Genomic DNA, 15,460 nt, shown 5'->3' on the forward strand with positions numbered 1-15,460 from the left:
CGACCGCCGGCGGACGGCTCCGCCGGCACGTCCCGGGGGGACGACATGACCGGTGACGAACGGCGCCGCGGCGCCGACGACGAGCCCGGGCCCGAGCCCGCGTCCGACGGACTGCTCGACGACCTGCCCGAAACCGGCCGCGGCACCGGGGCCGCATCGGCCCCGGAGTCGGGCCGGCCCTCCGGGCGGCAGCGCGCCAATCCCTTCCACGCATCGCCCGGGGGCCGCCGCGGCGGCCCCCGGGCTTCCGCGGATACGCCCAACGTGATCCCCTTCCGCGGGCACGAGGAGGACCGCGGGCGCGAGGAGGACCGTGATCAGGCCGCGGACCGTGATCGCGATCAGGACCGGGACGGGGCGCGGGAGCAGTCCGGTCCCGACGCCTCGGCCGCTACCGCCCCGGAGCTTCCCGGGGACCGGGACGCCTCCGGCGGGCCGGAGGCCCAAGCCGGGACCGGCGGCCACCGCGCCGCGGAAAGCGCCCGCGGGCACACGCCCCCCGCCGACCAGCAGCCCTCCGCGCCGGCCGAGCGCGGCGGCGAACGCGAGAGCCCCGCCGGTGCCGGCGCGTTCGAGAGCGCCCTCGCGAACGCCGCCGCCCAGAGCCCGCGCGCCCGGTCCCGGCAGGCACCGGCCCCCATGGCCCCCCAATACCCCCCGCCCTCCCGGTCCGCCGCGCCCGAACCCGCCGAACCCGGCGGGTCTGCGCCCGCCGGCGGCGCGGCGGCCGGCAGCCCGCCGGTTCCCGAAGCGCCCGCCGGACACGGCGGCGCCGCAACCGGACCACCGACCCCGAGCGAAGACGACGAACCTGTGAACGCACACGCCGCAGCCTCCTTCCCGGAGCAACCCGACGACCGCGCGGACCGGCCCGGCGAGCCCTCCGGGGCCCGCGCGCAGCGGCCTGCGCCCGAGCAGCCCCCGGCCGCCCCCGCGCACGAGCCCGCGTACGAACCCGCCCGCACGGAACCCGACGCCCACGCCTACAGCGACGCCGAGCGCGAGGCCGTCTACCGCGCCATCCGCGAACGCCGCGACGTGCGCATGGGCTTCCGCACCGACCCCGTGCCCGACGAGGTGCTGCGCCGCGTCCTCGACGCGGGCCACCGCGCCCCGTCGGTGGGCTATTCCCAGCCCTGGGACTTCATCGTCGTGCAGGACGAGGACGTGCGCGCCCGCGTCCAGAAGCTCGTCCACGCCCAGCGCGACGCCTACGCCCGGGCGCTACCCGGCGCTCGGGCCCGCGCGTTCTCCGGGCTCAAGGTCGAAGCCATCCTCGACACCCCCGTCAACGTCGTGGTCACCGTCGATCCCACCCGCGGGGGCCGCCACACCCTGGGCCGCCACTCCCAGCCCCAGACCGCCGCCTACTCCACCGCCCTGGCCGTGGAGAACATGTGGCTGGCCGCCCGCGCCGAGGGCCTGGGCGTGGGCTGGGTCAGCTTCTTCGAGGAGCGCGACCTGGCCGCGTCCCTGGACCTGCCGCCGCACCTGGAAGTCGTGGCCTACATGTGCATCGGCTACGTCGACGACTTCCCGCCCGAGCCCGAGCTCGCCCTGGGCGGCTGGGCGAAGGGGCGCCCGCTGCACTGGGCGGTGCACCGCGAGAACTACGGCCACCGCGGCCTGCCCGGTGAAGCCGCCACGAGTCTGTTGGAGGAGACCATCGCGGCCATCGGACCGTTGAACCAGCGCGCCCTCAAGGACGCGGAGGAGCGCCAGGCGGCCATGACCAAGCCGCCGGGATCCCTCGGCGTGCTGGAAGAGGTCTCGATCCGGATGTCGGGCCTGGTCGGCGAGTGCCCGCCGCCCGTCCCCGAGCCCGCTGCGGTGGCGATCTTCGCCGGCGACCACGGCGTGCACGCCCAGGGCGTCACCTCCTGGCCCCAGGAGGTGACCACGCAGATGGTGCACAACTTCCTCGACGGCGGCGCCGTGGTCAACGCCTTCGCCGAACAGGCCGGCGCCGAAGTCACCATCGTCGACGTGGGCGTGGCCGGCGACCTGCCCACGGTGCCGGGGCTGCTGCCGCGCAAGGTCGCCCCCGGAACCGCCGACTTCACCCGCGGGCCGGCGATGAGCCGCACCCAGGCGAGCTATGCCGTCGAAGCCGGAATCGAGGTCGCCCGCGACCTCGTCTCGGCCGGCAACCGCTGCCTGATCACCGGCGACATGGGCATCGCCAACACCACCCCGTCTTCGGCGCTGATCTCGGTTTTCACCGGCGCCGACCCCGCCGACGTCACCGGCCGCGGCACCGGAGCCGACGACGCCGAACTGGAGCACAAGATCGACGTGGTGCGGCGCGGATTGGCCGCCAACGAAACCGACCCGTCCGACCCGGTGGGGGTGCTGGCGGCCGTGGGCGGCCTGGAGCACGCCGCACTGAGCGGATTCATCCTCGGCGCCGCCGCGATGCGGGTGCCGGTCGTGCTCGACGGCGTCATCGCCGGCGCGGCCGCGCTCGCATCGGCCGCGATCGAGCCGCTGAGCCTCAACGCCTGCTTCGCCGGGCACCGCTCCACCGAGCCCGGCCACGCCGCGGTGCTGTCCCACATCGGGCTGCGTCCGCTGGTCGACCTGGAGATGCGCCTGGGCGAGGGTTCGGGAGCGCTGCTCGCCCTGCCGCTGCTGCAGGGCTCGGTTCGGGCGCTGCGCAACGTCGCCACGTTCGACTCCGCGGGAGTCTCCGAGCGCGGCTGAACCGCCCGCGCGTACTACAGTGAACAACGGAAACGGATGCGCCGGTCGCCCACGCGACCGCAGCGCGACCCCCGTCCGGCAGAGTGGCCGGCGGGGGCCGCTGCGTGCGGCCCGCGCCCCTCGGAGGGCGCGGGTACCGGAGAGCGCCCCGCGGGGCGTGCGACGGCGCGGATCTGGAGGGCAGCCTCGGTGACCTATCTTCTCGGCCTGCGCATGGACGGACGCGAGGCCCTGGTCGTGGGCGGGGGCCGGGTCGCGCAGCGGCGCGTTCCCGTCCTGCTGGAATCGGGAGCCCGCGTCACGCTCGTGGCGCCCGACGCCACCGCGACCCTGGAGGACCTCGCCGCCGCGGGACGCATCACGTGGCACCGCCGCGGCTTCGGCCCGGGCGACATCGCCGAGCAGCGGCTGGGCCGCTTCTGGCTGGTGCACGCCGCCACCGACTCCGCCGAGACCAACGCCGCGGTGGCCGGCGAAGCCGAGGCCGAGCGGGTGTGGTGCGTACGCGCCGACGACCGCCACGCCTCGTCGGCCTGGACCCCCGCCACGGGTAGTGCGGCCGGCGCCACCGTGGGCGTGGTCGCCGACGGCGATCCCCGCCGCGCCGCCGGGTTGCGCGACTCCGTCGTCGAGGGTCTGGCCGACGGGTCGCTCGACGCCCGGCGCGGACGCGAACGCCACAGCGGCGTCGCCCTGGTCGGCGGCGGACCCGGCGATCCCGGCCTCATCACGGTGCGCGGCCGCCAGCTGCTCGCCCAGGCCGACGTGGTCGTGGTCGACCGGTTGGCGCCCAACTCGCTGCTGGAGTCGCTGCCCGCCGACGTCGAGATCGTCGACGCCGCCAAGATCCCCTACGGGCGGTCGATGACCCAGGACGACATCAACAGCACCCTCGTCGAGCACGCCCGCGCGGGCCGGTTCGTCGTCCGCCTCAAGGGCGGTGACCCGTTCCTGTTCGGGCGCGGCGGCGAAGAGGCTCTGGCGTGCGCGCAGGCGGGCGTGGCCGTAACCGTCGTCCCCGGCATCACCAGCGCACTGTCGGCCCCTGCCACCGCCGGCATCCCCGTCACCCACCGCGGCGTGGCCCAGGACGTGCACGTGGTCTCGGGCCACGTTCCGCCCGGCGACCCGCGCTCCACCGTCGATTGGCCCGCGCTGGCCCGTGCAGGCGGTACCGTCGTGGCACTGATGGCCGTCGAGCGGATCGAGGCGATCGCCGCGGCCCTGATGGAGCACGGACGTCCGCCCGAGACCCCGGTGGCGCTCGTCCAGGAGGCCACCATGCCCACACAGCGCACCATCCGCACCACGCTCGCCGGCGTCGGCGGAACCGTGCGTGAGTCCGAAGTGCGCCCTCCGTCCGTGATCGTGATCGGAGAAGTGGTCGACGTGGCCGGTGAAATTGACATACTGCACATGGGGCGCGCTGAGTCGGGATCGGGCAGCGCCTCCGCCGATGCCGCCGCCGGCGATCCCCCCGAGGGGAATCGCATCTTGTGACATCGACGACCGATGAGGAGGGCGGAAGCACTATGTCCCGGCCGTCTGCGATGCCGGAAGCCACAGGTACGGGCCGACCTGCGGCCGAGGGGTCTGGTGCGCCCGAATCCGCCTCGGGGCGCCGTGAACGCGCCCCCGTCGATGCCGACGGGCGCAGCGCCACCAGGCACCGGGGCGACGACTCGTTCGAGGCCCGCTTCGAGAAGGTCCTGGAGAACCTGGGCGGGCGGATCCGCGCCACCGAGTTCGCCGAGGGACTGCCGGGCGCCACCGAAGGCGCCAGTGCGCGTTCGGACCTGCTGCACCAGCTCGACGACTACGTCCTGCCCCGGGTGCGCCGCCCCGACACCCCGCTGCTGATCGCTGTGGCCGGATCCACCGGGGCGGGCAAGTCCACCTTGGTCAACAGCCTGGTAGGCGAGCAGGTCACCACCACCGGGGTGCGCCGCCCCACCACCAACAGCCCCGTGCTGGCCTGCAACCCCGCCGACGGCGACTGGTTCAGCGAAGCGACGTTCCTGCCCACCCTGCCGCGCGTGCGCCAGCACGGCCTGGCCATGCCCGGCAAGGACGGCATGCTGGTGCTCGCGCCCAGCGAGGCCATGCCCCGCGGCGTCGCGCTGCTGGACACCCCCGACGTCGACTCCGCGGTCTCGGCCCACCACGAGTTCGCGTCGAAGTTCCTCGACGCCGCCGACCTGTGGGTGTTCGTCACCACCAGCAGGCGCTACGCCGACGCCCGCGTCTGGGAGTTCCTGCGGGTCGCCCGCGACCGCGGAACCTCGCTGGCGGCGGTGCTCTCGCGCGTGCCCGACCGCGGCCGCTCCCAGCTGGTCCAGCACTTCGGCGCGATGCTGGAAGCCAACGGCCTCGGCGACGCCATCCGGTTCGTCGTACCCGAGACCGACCAGATCTCGGGGGAGCGGTTCACCTCCAACGTCGCCGACCCCGTCCGCGACTACCTGGCCGACGTCGCCGGCGACCTCGTCCAGCGCGACCGGGTGTCGCTGCGCACCTTCATCGGGGTCATCGACAGCTTCCGCACCCGCGTTCCCGACCTCGCCAAACAGGTCGAGGTCCAGGTCGAGACGCGGCGGACGCTGGAGTCGGCCGTCAAGTCGGCCTACGAGGCCGCGGGAGCCGAGATCGACGACGCGCTGCGCGAGGGCGAGCTGATGCGGGGCAACCTGCTGGCGCGCTGGCAGGACATCGCCGCCAGCGGCGAACTGATGCGGATGATGCGCTCGCGCGGGCGGCGCAGACCCCGCGGCGACGACGACGAGGAATCGCGTGTGCGCGGGTTGGAGCACGCGGTGCGCGACAGCCTGGAGTCGCTGGTGATCGCCTCGGCCGAACGCGCCGTCGAGAAGGTCGCCGACGAGTGGGAGACCGTGCACGGCGGCGAGCCCGTCGTCGAGCGCGCCGGCGGGCGGCGGCTGCCCGAGGCGTTCGTGGAGCGTGCGGGGACGACGGTCGCCGAGTGGATGCAGCGGGTCGGCGAGATGGTCGCCGCCGACGGCGCCACCAAGCGCTCGGTGGCGCGGGTCATCAGCTCCGACAAGCGGGCCTTCACGCTCGTGCTGATCGTGGAGCTGCTCGGCTACGACGCCGCGGGAGCGGGCTCCGGAAACAGGTCCGGCCCTTCGCCGAACCGCCTGCTCAGAGGGGTGTTCGGGGCCGATTCATTGCGTAATATCAGTAACCGGGCACGTGACGATCTGCGTCGGCGGATCGGAACGCTGCTCTACGAGGAGCGCACCCGCTTCACCGAAACGCTGGCCGCCGTCAAACTGCCCGAAGAGGCCGACGCCGTCCAGCTCTACCAAGCGACGTACAACCTCGAGATTGCGCGATGACGACTCATTGGAACGCCGCTCACGCGGACGAGGATCCGGAGGCGGCGGGGAACCGGGAAGCAGGCCGCCCTGACAGCGGCGGCGCCTCGGATTCCGGCCACGATGCGCGCAGCGGTGACCGGCCGTGGAACGGCTACGTCGTCCCCGGAACCGACCGGATCAGGGCCGGCTGGGCACCTCCCGGCGACGACTCCTGGCCGGAGAGCCGCCCCGTGGGGCCGCCGGCCGCGGCCTATCCGGCGTTGCGCCGGGCCGTCGACCAGCAGTCGGGGGCCGCGGGGCCGGAGGACGGCGATCCCGACGAGGCCGGCGGCGCGTCGCAGGACGACGCCCCCACCGGGCCGATCCCCGAGGTCCGCCCGGAGCACGCGAACAGGCGCTACGCCGAGTCCGGCACCGAACCGCCGGCCGACCGGAGCGGCGCGGCCGCTCCGGGAACCGGCCCCGAGCGCGAGCCGCTGCCGAAGCGGCCGGTACGCCGGTCGGCCGACGAATCCGGCCCGCGCCGGGCCCGCCACGAGAAGGCCGACGACTCCGCTTCCGCCGGCGACCCCGGTTCCTCCTCCGACGCTGCCGACGCTTCCCAGCACGGCCGCCACTCGGCGGCACCCCCTGAGCCCGCCGCGCCCGCCGACGGCTCCGCCGATCCGTCCTCCGCATCCGCCGAGGGCGCCGGCCGGACCTCCGGAGAAGGCGACCCCGACGATCCCGACCGCCTGGCGGACTGGGTGGGCAGCCTCGCCGACCTCGACGAGACCAATATGATCGCCGGACGCCGCACCGGTCCGATGCCCGTGGTGGACCCGGTCGAGGGCGCCCCCGCCGGCTCCGCGGCCGCGGCCGGCCCCGATCCGGAGGGCGAGCGGTCGGAAGGCCCGACCGGCTCCGCAGCCGAACGGGCCGCGGGGACGTCCGCGGGCTCGGGCACGGCGACCTCCGCGGGGCCGGACGCCGGCGCCGCGCCGGCCCCCGCTCGGACCGACGCACCGGAGCCGCGGCCCGCAGCGCGCCCCGAGGCGCCCGGAGCCGACACCGGTTCCGACGACGAGTACCGCCCGTCCGCGGCCGGCGAGCCCTGGGAGCCGATGCCCGCGGTCACCCGCGAGGAGCTGATCACCCGCCTGGACGCGGTGTCGGCGCTGGTGGGCATCGGAGCCGACGATTTCTCCTCCGAGGTCGTGGACCAGGCCCAGAACCTGCTCGACCACGCCGGCGCCCGGCTGCGGCTCTCGGGCGAGCACACGGTGGTCGCCCTGGCCGGCGGCACCGGCAGCGGCAAGTCGTCGTTGTTCAACGCCCTGTGCGGCCTGGACTTCTCCCGCGTCGGTATCACCCGCCCCACCACCTCCGACACCCACGCCTGCGTGTGGGGCAACGAGGGCGCCGAAGGACTGCTCAGCTGGGTGGGCGTGCCGCGCCGCAACCGCCACTCCCGCACCAGCGAGCTCGACAAGAGCGACTCCGAGCTGTCGGGGCTGATCCTGCTCGACCTTCCCGACCACGACTCCGTGCGCTCCGAGCACACCGCCGAGGCCGACCGGCTCATCGGCTCCTGCGACCTGCTCGTGTGGGTGCTGGACCCGCAGAAGTACGCCGACGCCGCGGTGCACCACCGCTACTTCGCCGAGATGACCGGCCACGGCGCGGTCACCGTGGCCGTGCTCAACCAGGTCGACCGGGTCGCCCCCGACGAGCTGGAGGAGCTGCTGACCGACCTGCGCCGGCTGCTGGAGACCGAGTCGGGAGTCCACCCGCGGGTGGTGACCACGTCCACGGCCACCGGCCAGGGCATCGGCACACTGCGGTCGCTGCTGGCCGAGACCGTCACCGAGCGCCGAGCGCTGATCGACCGGCTGGTCGCCGACCTCGACCGCGTCGTCGCGGGCTTCGAGCGCTACCACGGCGACCCCGACGGGGTCGGCACCGTGGTTCCCGACCGGGTGCGTTCGGCGCTGGTGGAGGGCCTGGTGGAGGCCGGCGGGGCGGCCGGCGTCGCCGACACCGCCGAGAGCGCCTACCGGCAGCGCGGCGAGCGCCGCGTGGGGTGGCCGGTCGCCCGGTGGGCGAACCGGCTGCGCCGCGACCCCCTGAGCGCGGTCAGCGACGGCTTCGCCGGAGGCGCGGATACCGCGGCCCCGGTCGAGGCCTACGGCGCGGGTATCGACAAGGCCGCCGTCGACGTGGCCCGCCAGGTCGCGGGGTCCCTGCCGGCGCCGTGGCCGCGTCGGGTGCGCGCGGCCGCCCGCAGCGGTCTGGACGTGCTGCCCCGGGAGCTGAGCGAGGCGGTCGCGTCGTCGGTTCCCGCCGCTGAAGAGACCCCCACCTGGTGGCGTGTGGTGCACACGCTGCAGTACGTCCTGCTGGGGCTGGCGGGGGCCGGGATCGTCTGGTTCGGCACCGTGCTGGCCAGTTGGCTGGCCGGCGGACTGACCGGTGTGCCGGTCGTGGACGCCCCGATCTTCCTCGGATTCGCCGCGGCGATGGCGGTGGCCACGCCTGCGGCGGGCTGGCTGCTGGGCACCGGATCGTCGAACCTGATCGAGGTCTCGGCCGCGCAGAGGCGCGAGCTGGTCGAGCAGCGCAGCTCCCAGCGGGCCCGCGAACTGGCCGAGCAGCGGATTCTCGCCCCGGTCGAGCAGGAACTGGCCCACTACGTCGAGTCCTGCCGGGCTCTGGCGACGGCGCAGGGCCCGCGCGGCTGAGGCTGTGTGCAGGCGCAGGCGACGCTGTGCCTGCGCATTGGCGCCGCGGCGCCGATGCGCCGCGGCTGCGCCCGCCCCGGGCCCCTAGAGCACGCCGCCGCCCGGCCCCTCGATCTCCGCGGGCAACCGCCCATCCGCCCCCGCAATCTGCCGGTTCCGCTGAGGGCAGCACGATCAGCGATTAAAATATCACTGACTGTGATGCAAAGTGGGGGTCGGTGAACGGCACCGGATGCTGGAGGACGCGGACCTGCGGCCCTCGCGGCGGCGGTCGTCCGGTGCCGCCGCCGACGCCCTGTATGCGAGCGGGGGAGATCCACGTGGCGGTGGCCGAGCGGAGCGCGGTGGGCCGCATAGGACGGTGGCGGCGCCGATCCCCGTGGCCGCTGCTGTCCCAGCCGCGCGGCCTGATCGCGCTGATCGGCACGGTCGTGGGCGGCGCCTTCCTGTTGGCGGCCTGCGCCGCTTCCCGCACCCCGATCCGGCTCGCGGAGCTGGCCACCTTCGCCGCGCTGGTGGCGTGCGCGGGCCTGTGCGTCGAGGCGATGCGCCGATTGGGCAAACCCTCCGGGCTGACCCGCGACCTGCTCGGCGCCTGGTGGCTGCCCACCGTGCTGATGCTGCCGCCGCTGTACTCGCTGCTGATCCCGGTGCCGGTGTACCTGCTGCTGCAGTTCCGCATCAGGCGCGCCGTGGTGCACCGCCGGGTCTTCAACGCCGCCTCCGTCGGTGTCGCGGGTTTCGCCGCCTCGGTGCTGTTCCACGGCGTGGTGGCGGACGATTGGACCGGCGGGCTGTCGCTGCCGCTGGAGGCCACGGAGGCGGCGGTCTCGTCGGCGCAGGGCGCGCTGCTGGCGCTGGCCTGTGCCGCCGTCTTCACCGTGCTCAACAACCTCGCTGTGGCCGCCGCCATGGTATTGAGCGCCACCGGCCCCGCCTGGCGCAAGATGCTGCTCGACCGTGAAGCGCTCATCGTCGACAGCGTCGAGCTCTGCGCCGGCATCACCGCCGCCATCGTCACCGGTCTGTCGCCGCTGCTGCTGGCGGTGGTGCTTCCGCCGGTGCTGCTGCTCCAGCGCAGCCTGCTGTTCGAGCAGCTGCAGACCGCCGCCCGCACCGACCCCAAGACCGGTTTGCTCAACGCCGCCACCTGGGAGTCCGAGGCCGGCACCGAGATCGTGCAAGCCCGCCGCGCAGAACGGTCGGCCGCGGTGCTCATCGTCGACATCGACCACTTCAAGTCCGTCAACGACTCCTACGGCCACCTGTTCGGCGACCACGTGCTGCTGGGGGTGGCCACCACCCTCACCGGTCAGCTGCGCACCGGCGACGTCGTCGGGCGGTTCGGGGGCGAAGAGTTCGTGGTGCTGCTCCCGGGAGCGGACACGGCCGAGGCGTGCCGCATCGCCGAGCGGCTGCGGCTGCGGGTGGGGCGGATGGAGATGAAGGCCGACGGCGCGAAGGTGGAGATCACCGTCTCGCTGGGCCTGGCCGTGCTGAGTGTGCACGGCGACGACCTGGTGGGCCTGCTCGCCGCCGCCGACCTGGCCCTCTACCGCGCCAAGGGGGCCGGGCGCGACCGGGTGTGCCTGCCCGTGGCGGCGCGCCCGGCCATACCGGCCCAGCTCGTCGGGGAGACCGCCCCCGACCCGGGGGCGGTCTCCCCGACGGCCGGCCGCGTCGCGGCGCAGGACGGCGGCGATCCGGACTGAGCTGCCGCGCTCGGCGGATCGGGGGTCGCGGAGCGGCGGAAGGCGGCCCCGAGCCGCTTTCTCCACAGGAGTGGAACCGGCGTTGCCGCGACGATCGTCCGCAGGCGACCGTGAGTGTATGGAACAGAACGAAGAGTCGCACCGGGTCCCCGACCGGATCACCCTCGGCGGCCCCGCCGACATCGTCGCCGCCGTCCCCTACATCCTCGGCTACCACCCCTCCGACAGCCTCGTGGTGCTGGGGCTGCGCGACGACCCGCCGCGCCTGAACACCGCCTTCTGCCGCGAATCCGCCCCCGCGGACACCGACGCGGACCACACCGCCGCCGCCGAATCCATCGCCGAGACGCTGCGCGGCGACGAGTGCGCCGCCGCGCTGGTCGTCGGATACGGACCCGAATCCGACGTCGCCCCGCAGGTCCGGGCGGTGCGCGGCGCCGCCGATCGGGAGGGCGTCCCGGTCCGCGAGGCGCTGCGGGTGGCCGACGGCCGCTACTGGTCCTACGTGTGCGAATCGGCGGAATGCTGCCCGCCCGAGGGAGTCGGCTACGACCCCTCCGCCTCGACGGTGGCGGCCACGGCCGTGGCCAACGGGCTCAGCGCCTGGCCGAGCCTGTCCTCCCTGCGCGACCACCTCGCGCCCGTGGGCGGAACCCGCCGGGCACGCATGCGTGCTGCCACACGCACGGCCGAAGAGCGCGGCGCCGACCTGCTCGGCGACCGCCCTCCCCGCGGGCGCGACGCCTACGGCCCGCGGTTTCGCGCGGAAGGCGTACGCGCGGTACGCGAAGCCGTCGCAGCGGTGAACCGCGACGCGCCGCCCCAGGACCCCGGGCGCCTCGCCTGGCTGGGGGTGGTCCTGGGCTGCATCCGGGTGCGCGACGAAGCCTGGACCCTCATCGGCCGGGAGAGCGCCGAGGCGCACCAGCGGCTGTGGCGCGAGGTACTGCGCCATGTCGAGCCGGCCTACCGGCCCGCGCCCGGATCGCTCCTGGCGGTGTCGGCCTGGGCCCGGCAGGACGCCGCACTCGCCGACGCGGCCCTGGAACGCGTCTACGAGGTCGACCCCGACTACTCCATGGCGGTGCTGGTCCACCGCGCCCTGCGCGCAGGCGTCCCTTGGCAGGGCTACCCGCCGGAGAGCCTCCAAGCGGTGTGGCCGCTGGAGTCGCCGTGACGCCGGCCGCTGCCCGGGCGCCGAGGGCGTGCGTCACCGCAGCTGCCGAGGTAAGCGCGCCCCGCCTCCGGTTCGCGGCGTCGCCGGTCGCCGGTGACGGCCGCGGACCGCCGCATCTGCCGGTCTCAACACCGCACGCCACGCCCTAGGCTGGGAGCATGCCGGAGTTCATTTATAGCTTGCAAAACGTGCGCAAGGCGCACGGCGACAAGGTCGTGCTGGACGATGTCTCGGGGCAGTTCATCTACGGGGCGAAGATCGGCGTGGTCGGGCCCAACGGCGCGGGCAAGTCCTCGCTGCTGAAGCTCATGGCCGGCGTCGAGCAGGCTTCCAATGGCGAAGCCCGGCTGATGCCCGGATACAGCGTAGGTCTGCTCGCCCAGGAGCCCCACCTCGACCCCGACAGGACCGTCCTGGACAACGTCGAGGACGGGGTAGCCGAGACCAAGGCGATGCTCGCGAAGTTCAACGAGATCGCCGAGAAGATGGCCACGGACTACTCCGACGATCTGCTCGCCGAGATGGGCAGGCTCCAGGAGCAGCTGGACCACCGCAACGCCTGGGAGCTCGACAGCCAGCTCGCCCAGGCCATGGACGCGCTGCGGTGCCCGGCGCCCGAGACCGAGGTCAGCACCCTCTCGGGCGGTGAGAAGCGGCGCGTGGCGCTGTGCCGCCTGCTGCTGGAGCAGCCCGACCTGCTGCTGCTGGACGAGCCCACCAACCACCTCGACGCCGAAAGCGTCCAGTGGCTGGAGTCCTACCTGGAGAACTACGCCGGGACCGTCATCGCGATCACTCACGACCGCTACTTCCTGGACAACGTCGCGACCTGGATTCTGGAACTGGACCGCGGAAAGCTCTACCCCTACGAGGGCAACTACACCACCTACCTCGACACCAAGGCCGCCCGGCTCAAGGTCGAGGGGCAGAAGGACGCCAAGCGGCAGAAGCGCCTCTCCGACGAACTGGAGTGGGTGCGCTCCAACGCCAAGGCCCGCCAGACCAAGAGCCGCGCCCGCTTGCAGCGCTACGAGGAGATGGCCGCCGAGGCGGCCAACACCCGCAAACTGGACTTCGAGGAGATCCAGATCCCGCCCGGCCCGCGCCTGGGCAACAGCGTCGTCGACGTCAACGACCTCACCAAGGGCTTCGACGACCGGCTGCTGATCGAGAACCTGAACTTCTCCCTTCCGCCCAACGGCATCGTCGGCGTCATCGGCCCCAACGGCGTCGGCAAGACGACGCTGTTCAAGATGCTCGTCGGTGAGGAGGAGCCCGACTCCGGGTCGATCAAGGTCGGCGACACCGTCTCGATCTCCTACGTCGACCAGTCGCGCTCCCGCATCGACAAGGACAAGAACGTCTGGGAGGTCGTCTCCGACGGCGAGAGCTTCATCCAGGTCGGCAAGGTCGAAATCCCCAGCCGCGCTTATGTGGCCGCGTTCGGATTCAAGGGTTCCGACCAGCAGAAGCCGGCCGGGGTGCTCTCCGGCGGTGAACGCAACCGGGTCAATCTGGCGCTGACGCTCAAGCAGGGCGGAAATCTGCTGCTGCTGGACGAGCCCACGAACGACCTGGACGTCGACACTCTGGGCTCGCTGGAGAACGCGCTGCTGGACTTCCCCGGCTGCGCCGTGATCACCAGCCACGACCGCTGGTTCCTGGACCGGGTCGCCACCCACATCCTCGCTTGGGAGGGCGGTTCGGACTGGTACTGGTTCGAAGGCAACTTCGAGTCCTACGAGAAGAACAAGATCGAGCGGCTGGGCGCCGACGCCGCGCGCCCGCACGCGGTGACCCACCGCAAGCTCACCCGCCAGTAACGCCCGTTTCGGCGACCTCCGGCATCGGCGCCTCGCGGGTGGGGTACGCGGCAGCGTTCCGCACCCGCGAGGCCCGCCGCCTCCTCCGGCGGGGCCGGAGGAGGCGGAAGAGAGGACTCGCGTCGCCGATCGGCACCGCATAGGCTGGCCATCGACTATGACTTCCCCGCACGACGAATCCCAGACGTTCTACGACGCCGTAGGCGGCGAGGAGACCTTCACCCGTCTCGTCCGCCGCTTCTACCAGGGCGTGGCCGACGACCCGGTCCTGCGGCCGCTCTACCCCGAAGAGGACCTCGGGCCCGCCGAGGAGCGGCTGCGCCTGTTCCTCATGCAGTACTGGGGCGGTCCCCGCACCTACAGCGACCAGCGCGGCCATCCGCGGCTGCGCATGCGCCACGCCCCCTTCCGCGTGGGCTCGCGCGAACGCGACCACTGGCTGGGCCATATGCGCGCCGCCGTCGACGAGCTGGAGCTGCCGGAGGCGCTGGACCGCCAACTGTGGGGATACTTCGTCTACGCGGCCCAGAGCATGGTCAACACGCCCGACGAAGAGCCGGGAGGCGGCGAGACCCGGCTGGGCGTGCAGACTCCGCCGCAGCAGTAGTCGGCGCGGCGCAGCCTGCGGCTCAGCGGTTCCGACCGGCGGGGCCGACGAGGCCGACGGGGCCGAGGCGCGCGACAGGCGCCCCGGCTGCCCGGCTCGGCGGCCGCCCGGCGTCACCGCCGCGGCGCGCGGCTGCGGCACCGCCGAGGCGGCGCTGAAACCGCGCCGCGGGTCGGCACCGTCTATCGCGGGAGAGCGGCGGAAGCGACGCGTTGGCGTCCTTCGGATTGCCGCAATACCTGCACACCTCCTCGAGATCGGGCCGGGCGCACAGTCGGCAGTCCCACCACTCGCCGGCTCTGCCGGGAGTCGGCGCATCGAGTCCGTCGAACGTCTCCATCCCTGCCCTCGTCGTCCACGCGCTCGGGTTGCGCGGAGCAGCAGTCGGCTCGCATCCCCCGATCATGAATGGGTGAGTTCGTGCTGCGCCCGGTCCGCACTCCTGTCTCTCCGCTCCAGTCGGCCGAACCGCCGGGAAGCCGTCGTGCGATCGTTCCGGCAGTACACGCGGGCTGTCCGTGGGTTGCAGTGCCGGAACTCCTTTTTCCTGTGGCCGGGGGCGGGCCGCTGTGAACCGACTGGACGGACGAGTGCGCTTCTCGGTTACTCCTGACGTGTACCGGATGAAATTGCGCCCGTGGGTAGGTTTCCTGCTCGTCGGAGGCATCATGATGATTTTGGCCTGGGTGGACGGGGAGCTTGTCACCGGTGTCGCTCTCTTTTGCTGTTTCCTTGCATTCGGGCTGGTCAGGACTTTGTGGTGGGTTCTTGTGTACAGTAATCACACGTTTTATATGGATAGTTACGAAGTGGTGCTGACCTATAGATCGAAAAGGCGGGTTATTTCTTTCGCGGATGTTTCGGGAATCCGCTATGTCGCCACGGGCCAACCGGACATGCACTACGGATTCGGTTCCATCGAGCTCGAGCTCAGAAACGGAAAGAAGGTGAAGCACAAAGCCGTCGTATTCAAGAAGGAGAGTCGCGAAAAGTCCGACGAACTGAACGAGGTCGCTCCGAATCTCGGCTTCCAGTATGACGGCGAGCTGTTCATCGGCGCCGGATTCTGGAGGAAACAGCCTGCGGCGTGGCCAGAGTCGGGCCGTGTGTTCGGTTCCATGCCGCCGGCGGATGTCAGCTGAGACGACGGCTGCCGTGGCGGTGCTGAAGGCGGCGGCGACCGCGTAGACCGCGTAGACCGCGTCGAGGTCGAGCCAGACGATCACCAGGCCCAAGACCACCGGGGTGAGTGTGTTGCTGGCGGCCTGGAGTGAGTTCTGGGCGGCCATCGCCCTGCCCGCCCACGGTATCCTGGCGGTCTCGGCGACGGCCGTGGACGTCAGCCCGTTGCGGCTCATCGTCAGCAGCAGGCAGGCCAGC

General features: G+C 73.0%; 9 protein-coding genes. All 9 read left to right on the plus strand.

Annotated elements, in window-relative coordinates:
• Positions 1-45 precede the first annotated feature (45 nt).
• The 9 genes from cobT to HNR25_RS19995 all read left to right on the plus strand — a co-directional run bounded on the left by cobT (position 46) and on the right by HNR25_RS19995 (position 15,222).
• Positions 46-2,703: a nicotinate-nucleotide--dimethylbenzimidazole phosphoribosyltransferase gene (gene cobT / locus HNR25_RS19955; protein WP_246463779.1), complete on the plus strand. Its 2,658-nt coding sequence runs from the start codon at positions 46-48 to the stop codon at positions 2,701-2,703.
• A gap of 189 nt (positions 2,704-2,892) precedes the next feature.
• The gene (cobA, locus tag HNR25_RS19960) at positions 2,893-4,203 is read left to right on the plus strand and encodes a uroporphyrinogen-III C-methyltransferase (RefSeq protein ID WP_312862645.1); all 1,311 of its coding nucleotides are present in this window, start codon (positions 2,893-2,895) and stop codon (positions 4,201-4,203) included.
• Between the two features lie 32 nt (positions 4,204-4,235).
• A complete protein-coding gene (locus tag HNR25_RS19965; protein WP_184637622.1) occupies positions 4,236-6,059 on the plus strand; it encodes a GTPase in 1,824 nt (607 codons plus the stop codon).
• Positions 6,056-8,761 carry a GTPase gene (locus tag HNR25_RS19970; protein ID WP_184637625.1) on the plus strand — a complete coding sequence of 902 codons (2,706 nt, stop codon included), beginning with the start codon at positions 6,056-6,058 and terminating at the stop codon, positions 8,759-8,761. Before HNR25_RS19965 ends, HNR25_RS19970 begins: the two co-directional genes overlap by 4 nt.
• A gap of 299 nt (positions 8,762-9,060) precedes the next feature.
• Positions 9,061-10,473, plus strand: coding sequence for a diguanylate cyclase (locus HNR25_RS19975; RefSeq protein WP_184637627.1), 1,413 nt, complete (start codon positions 9,061-9,063; stop codon positions 10,471-10,473).
• Between the two features lie 118 nt (positions 10,474-10,591).
• Positions 10,592-11,650 carry a DUF4192 domain-containing protein gene (locus HNR25_RS19980; protein ID WP_184637629.1) on the plus strand — a complete coding sequence of 353 codons (1,059 nt, stop codon included), beginning with the start codon at positions 10,592-10,594 and terminating at the stop codon, positions 11,648-11,650.
• 158 nt (positions 11,651-11,808) lie between these two features.
• Positions 11,809-13,473 (plus strand): energy-dependent translational throttle protein EttA, encoded by a 1,665-nt coding sequence (ettA, locus tag HNR25_RS19985; RefSeq protein ID WP_184637631.1) that lies wholly within the window; start codon positions 11,809-11,811, stop codon positions 13,471-13,473.
• A 157-nt stretch (positions 13,474-13,630) separates the two neighbouring features.
• A complete protein-coding gene (locus HNR25_RS19990) occupies positions 13,631-14,080 on the plus strand; it encodes a globin (RefSeq protein WP_184637633.1) in 450 nt (149 codons plus the stop codon).
• A gap of 569 nt (positions 14,081-14,649) precedes the next feature.
• Complete coding sequence (locus HNR25_RS19995; RefSeq protein ID WP_184637635.1) at positions 14,650-15,222, plus strand: hypothetical protein; 573 nt, start codon at positions 14,650-14,652, stop codon at positions 15,220-15,222.
• The last annotated feature ends 238 nt before the right edge of the window (positions 15,223-15,460 follow it).

This window comes from Streptomonospora salina, from assembly GCF_014204715.1.
In the GTDB taxonomy this organism is placed as follows: Bacteria; Actinomycetota; Actinomycetes; order Streptosporangiales; family Streptosporangiaceae; genus Streptomonospora; species Streptomonospora salina.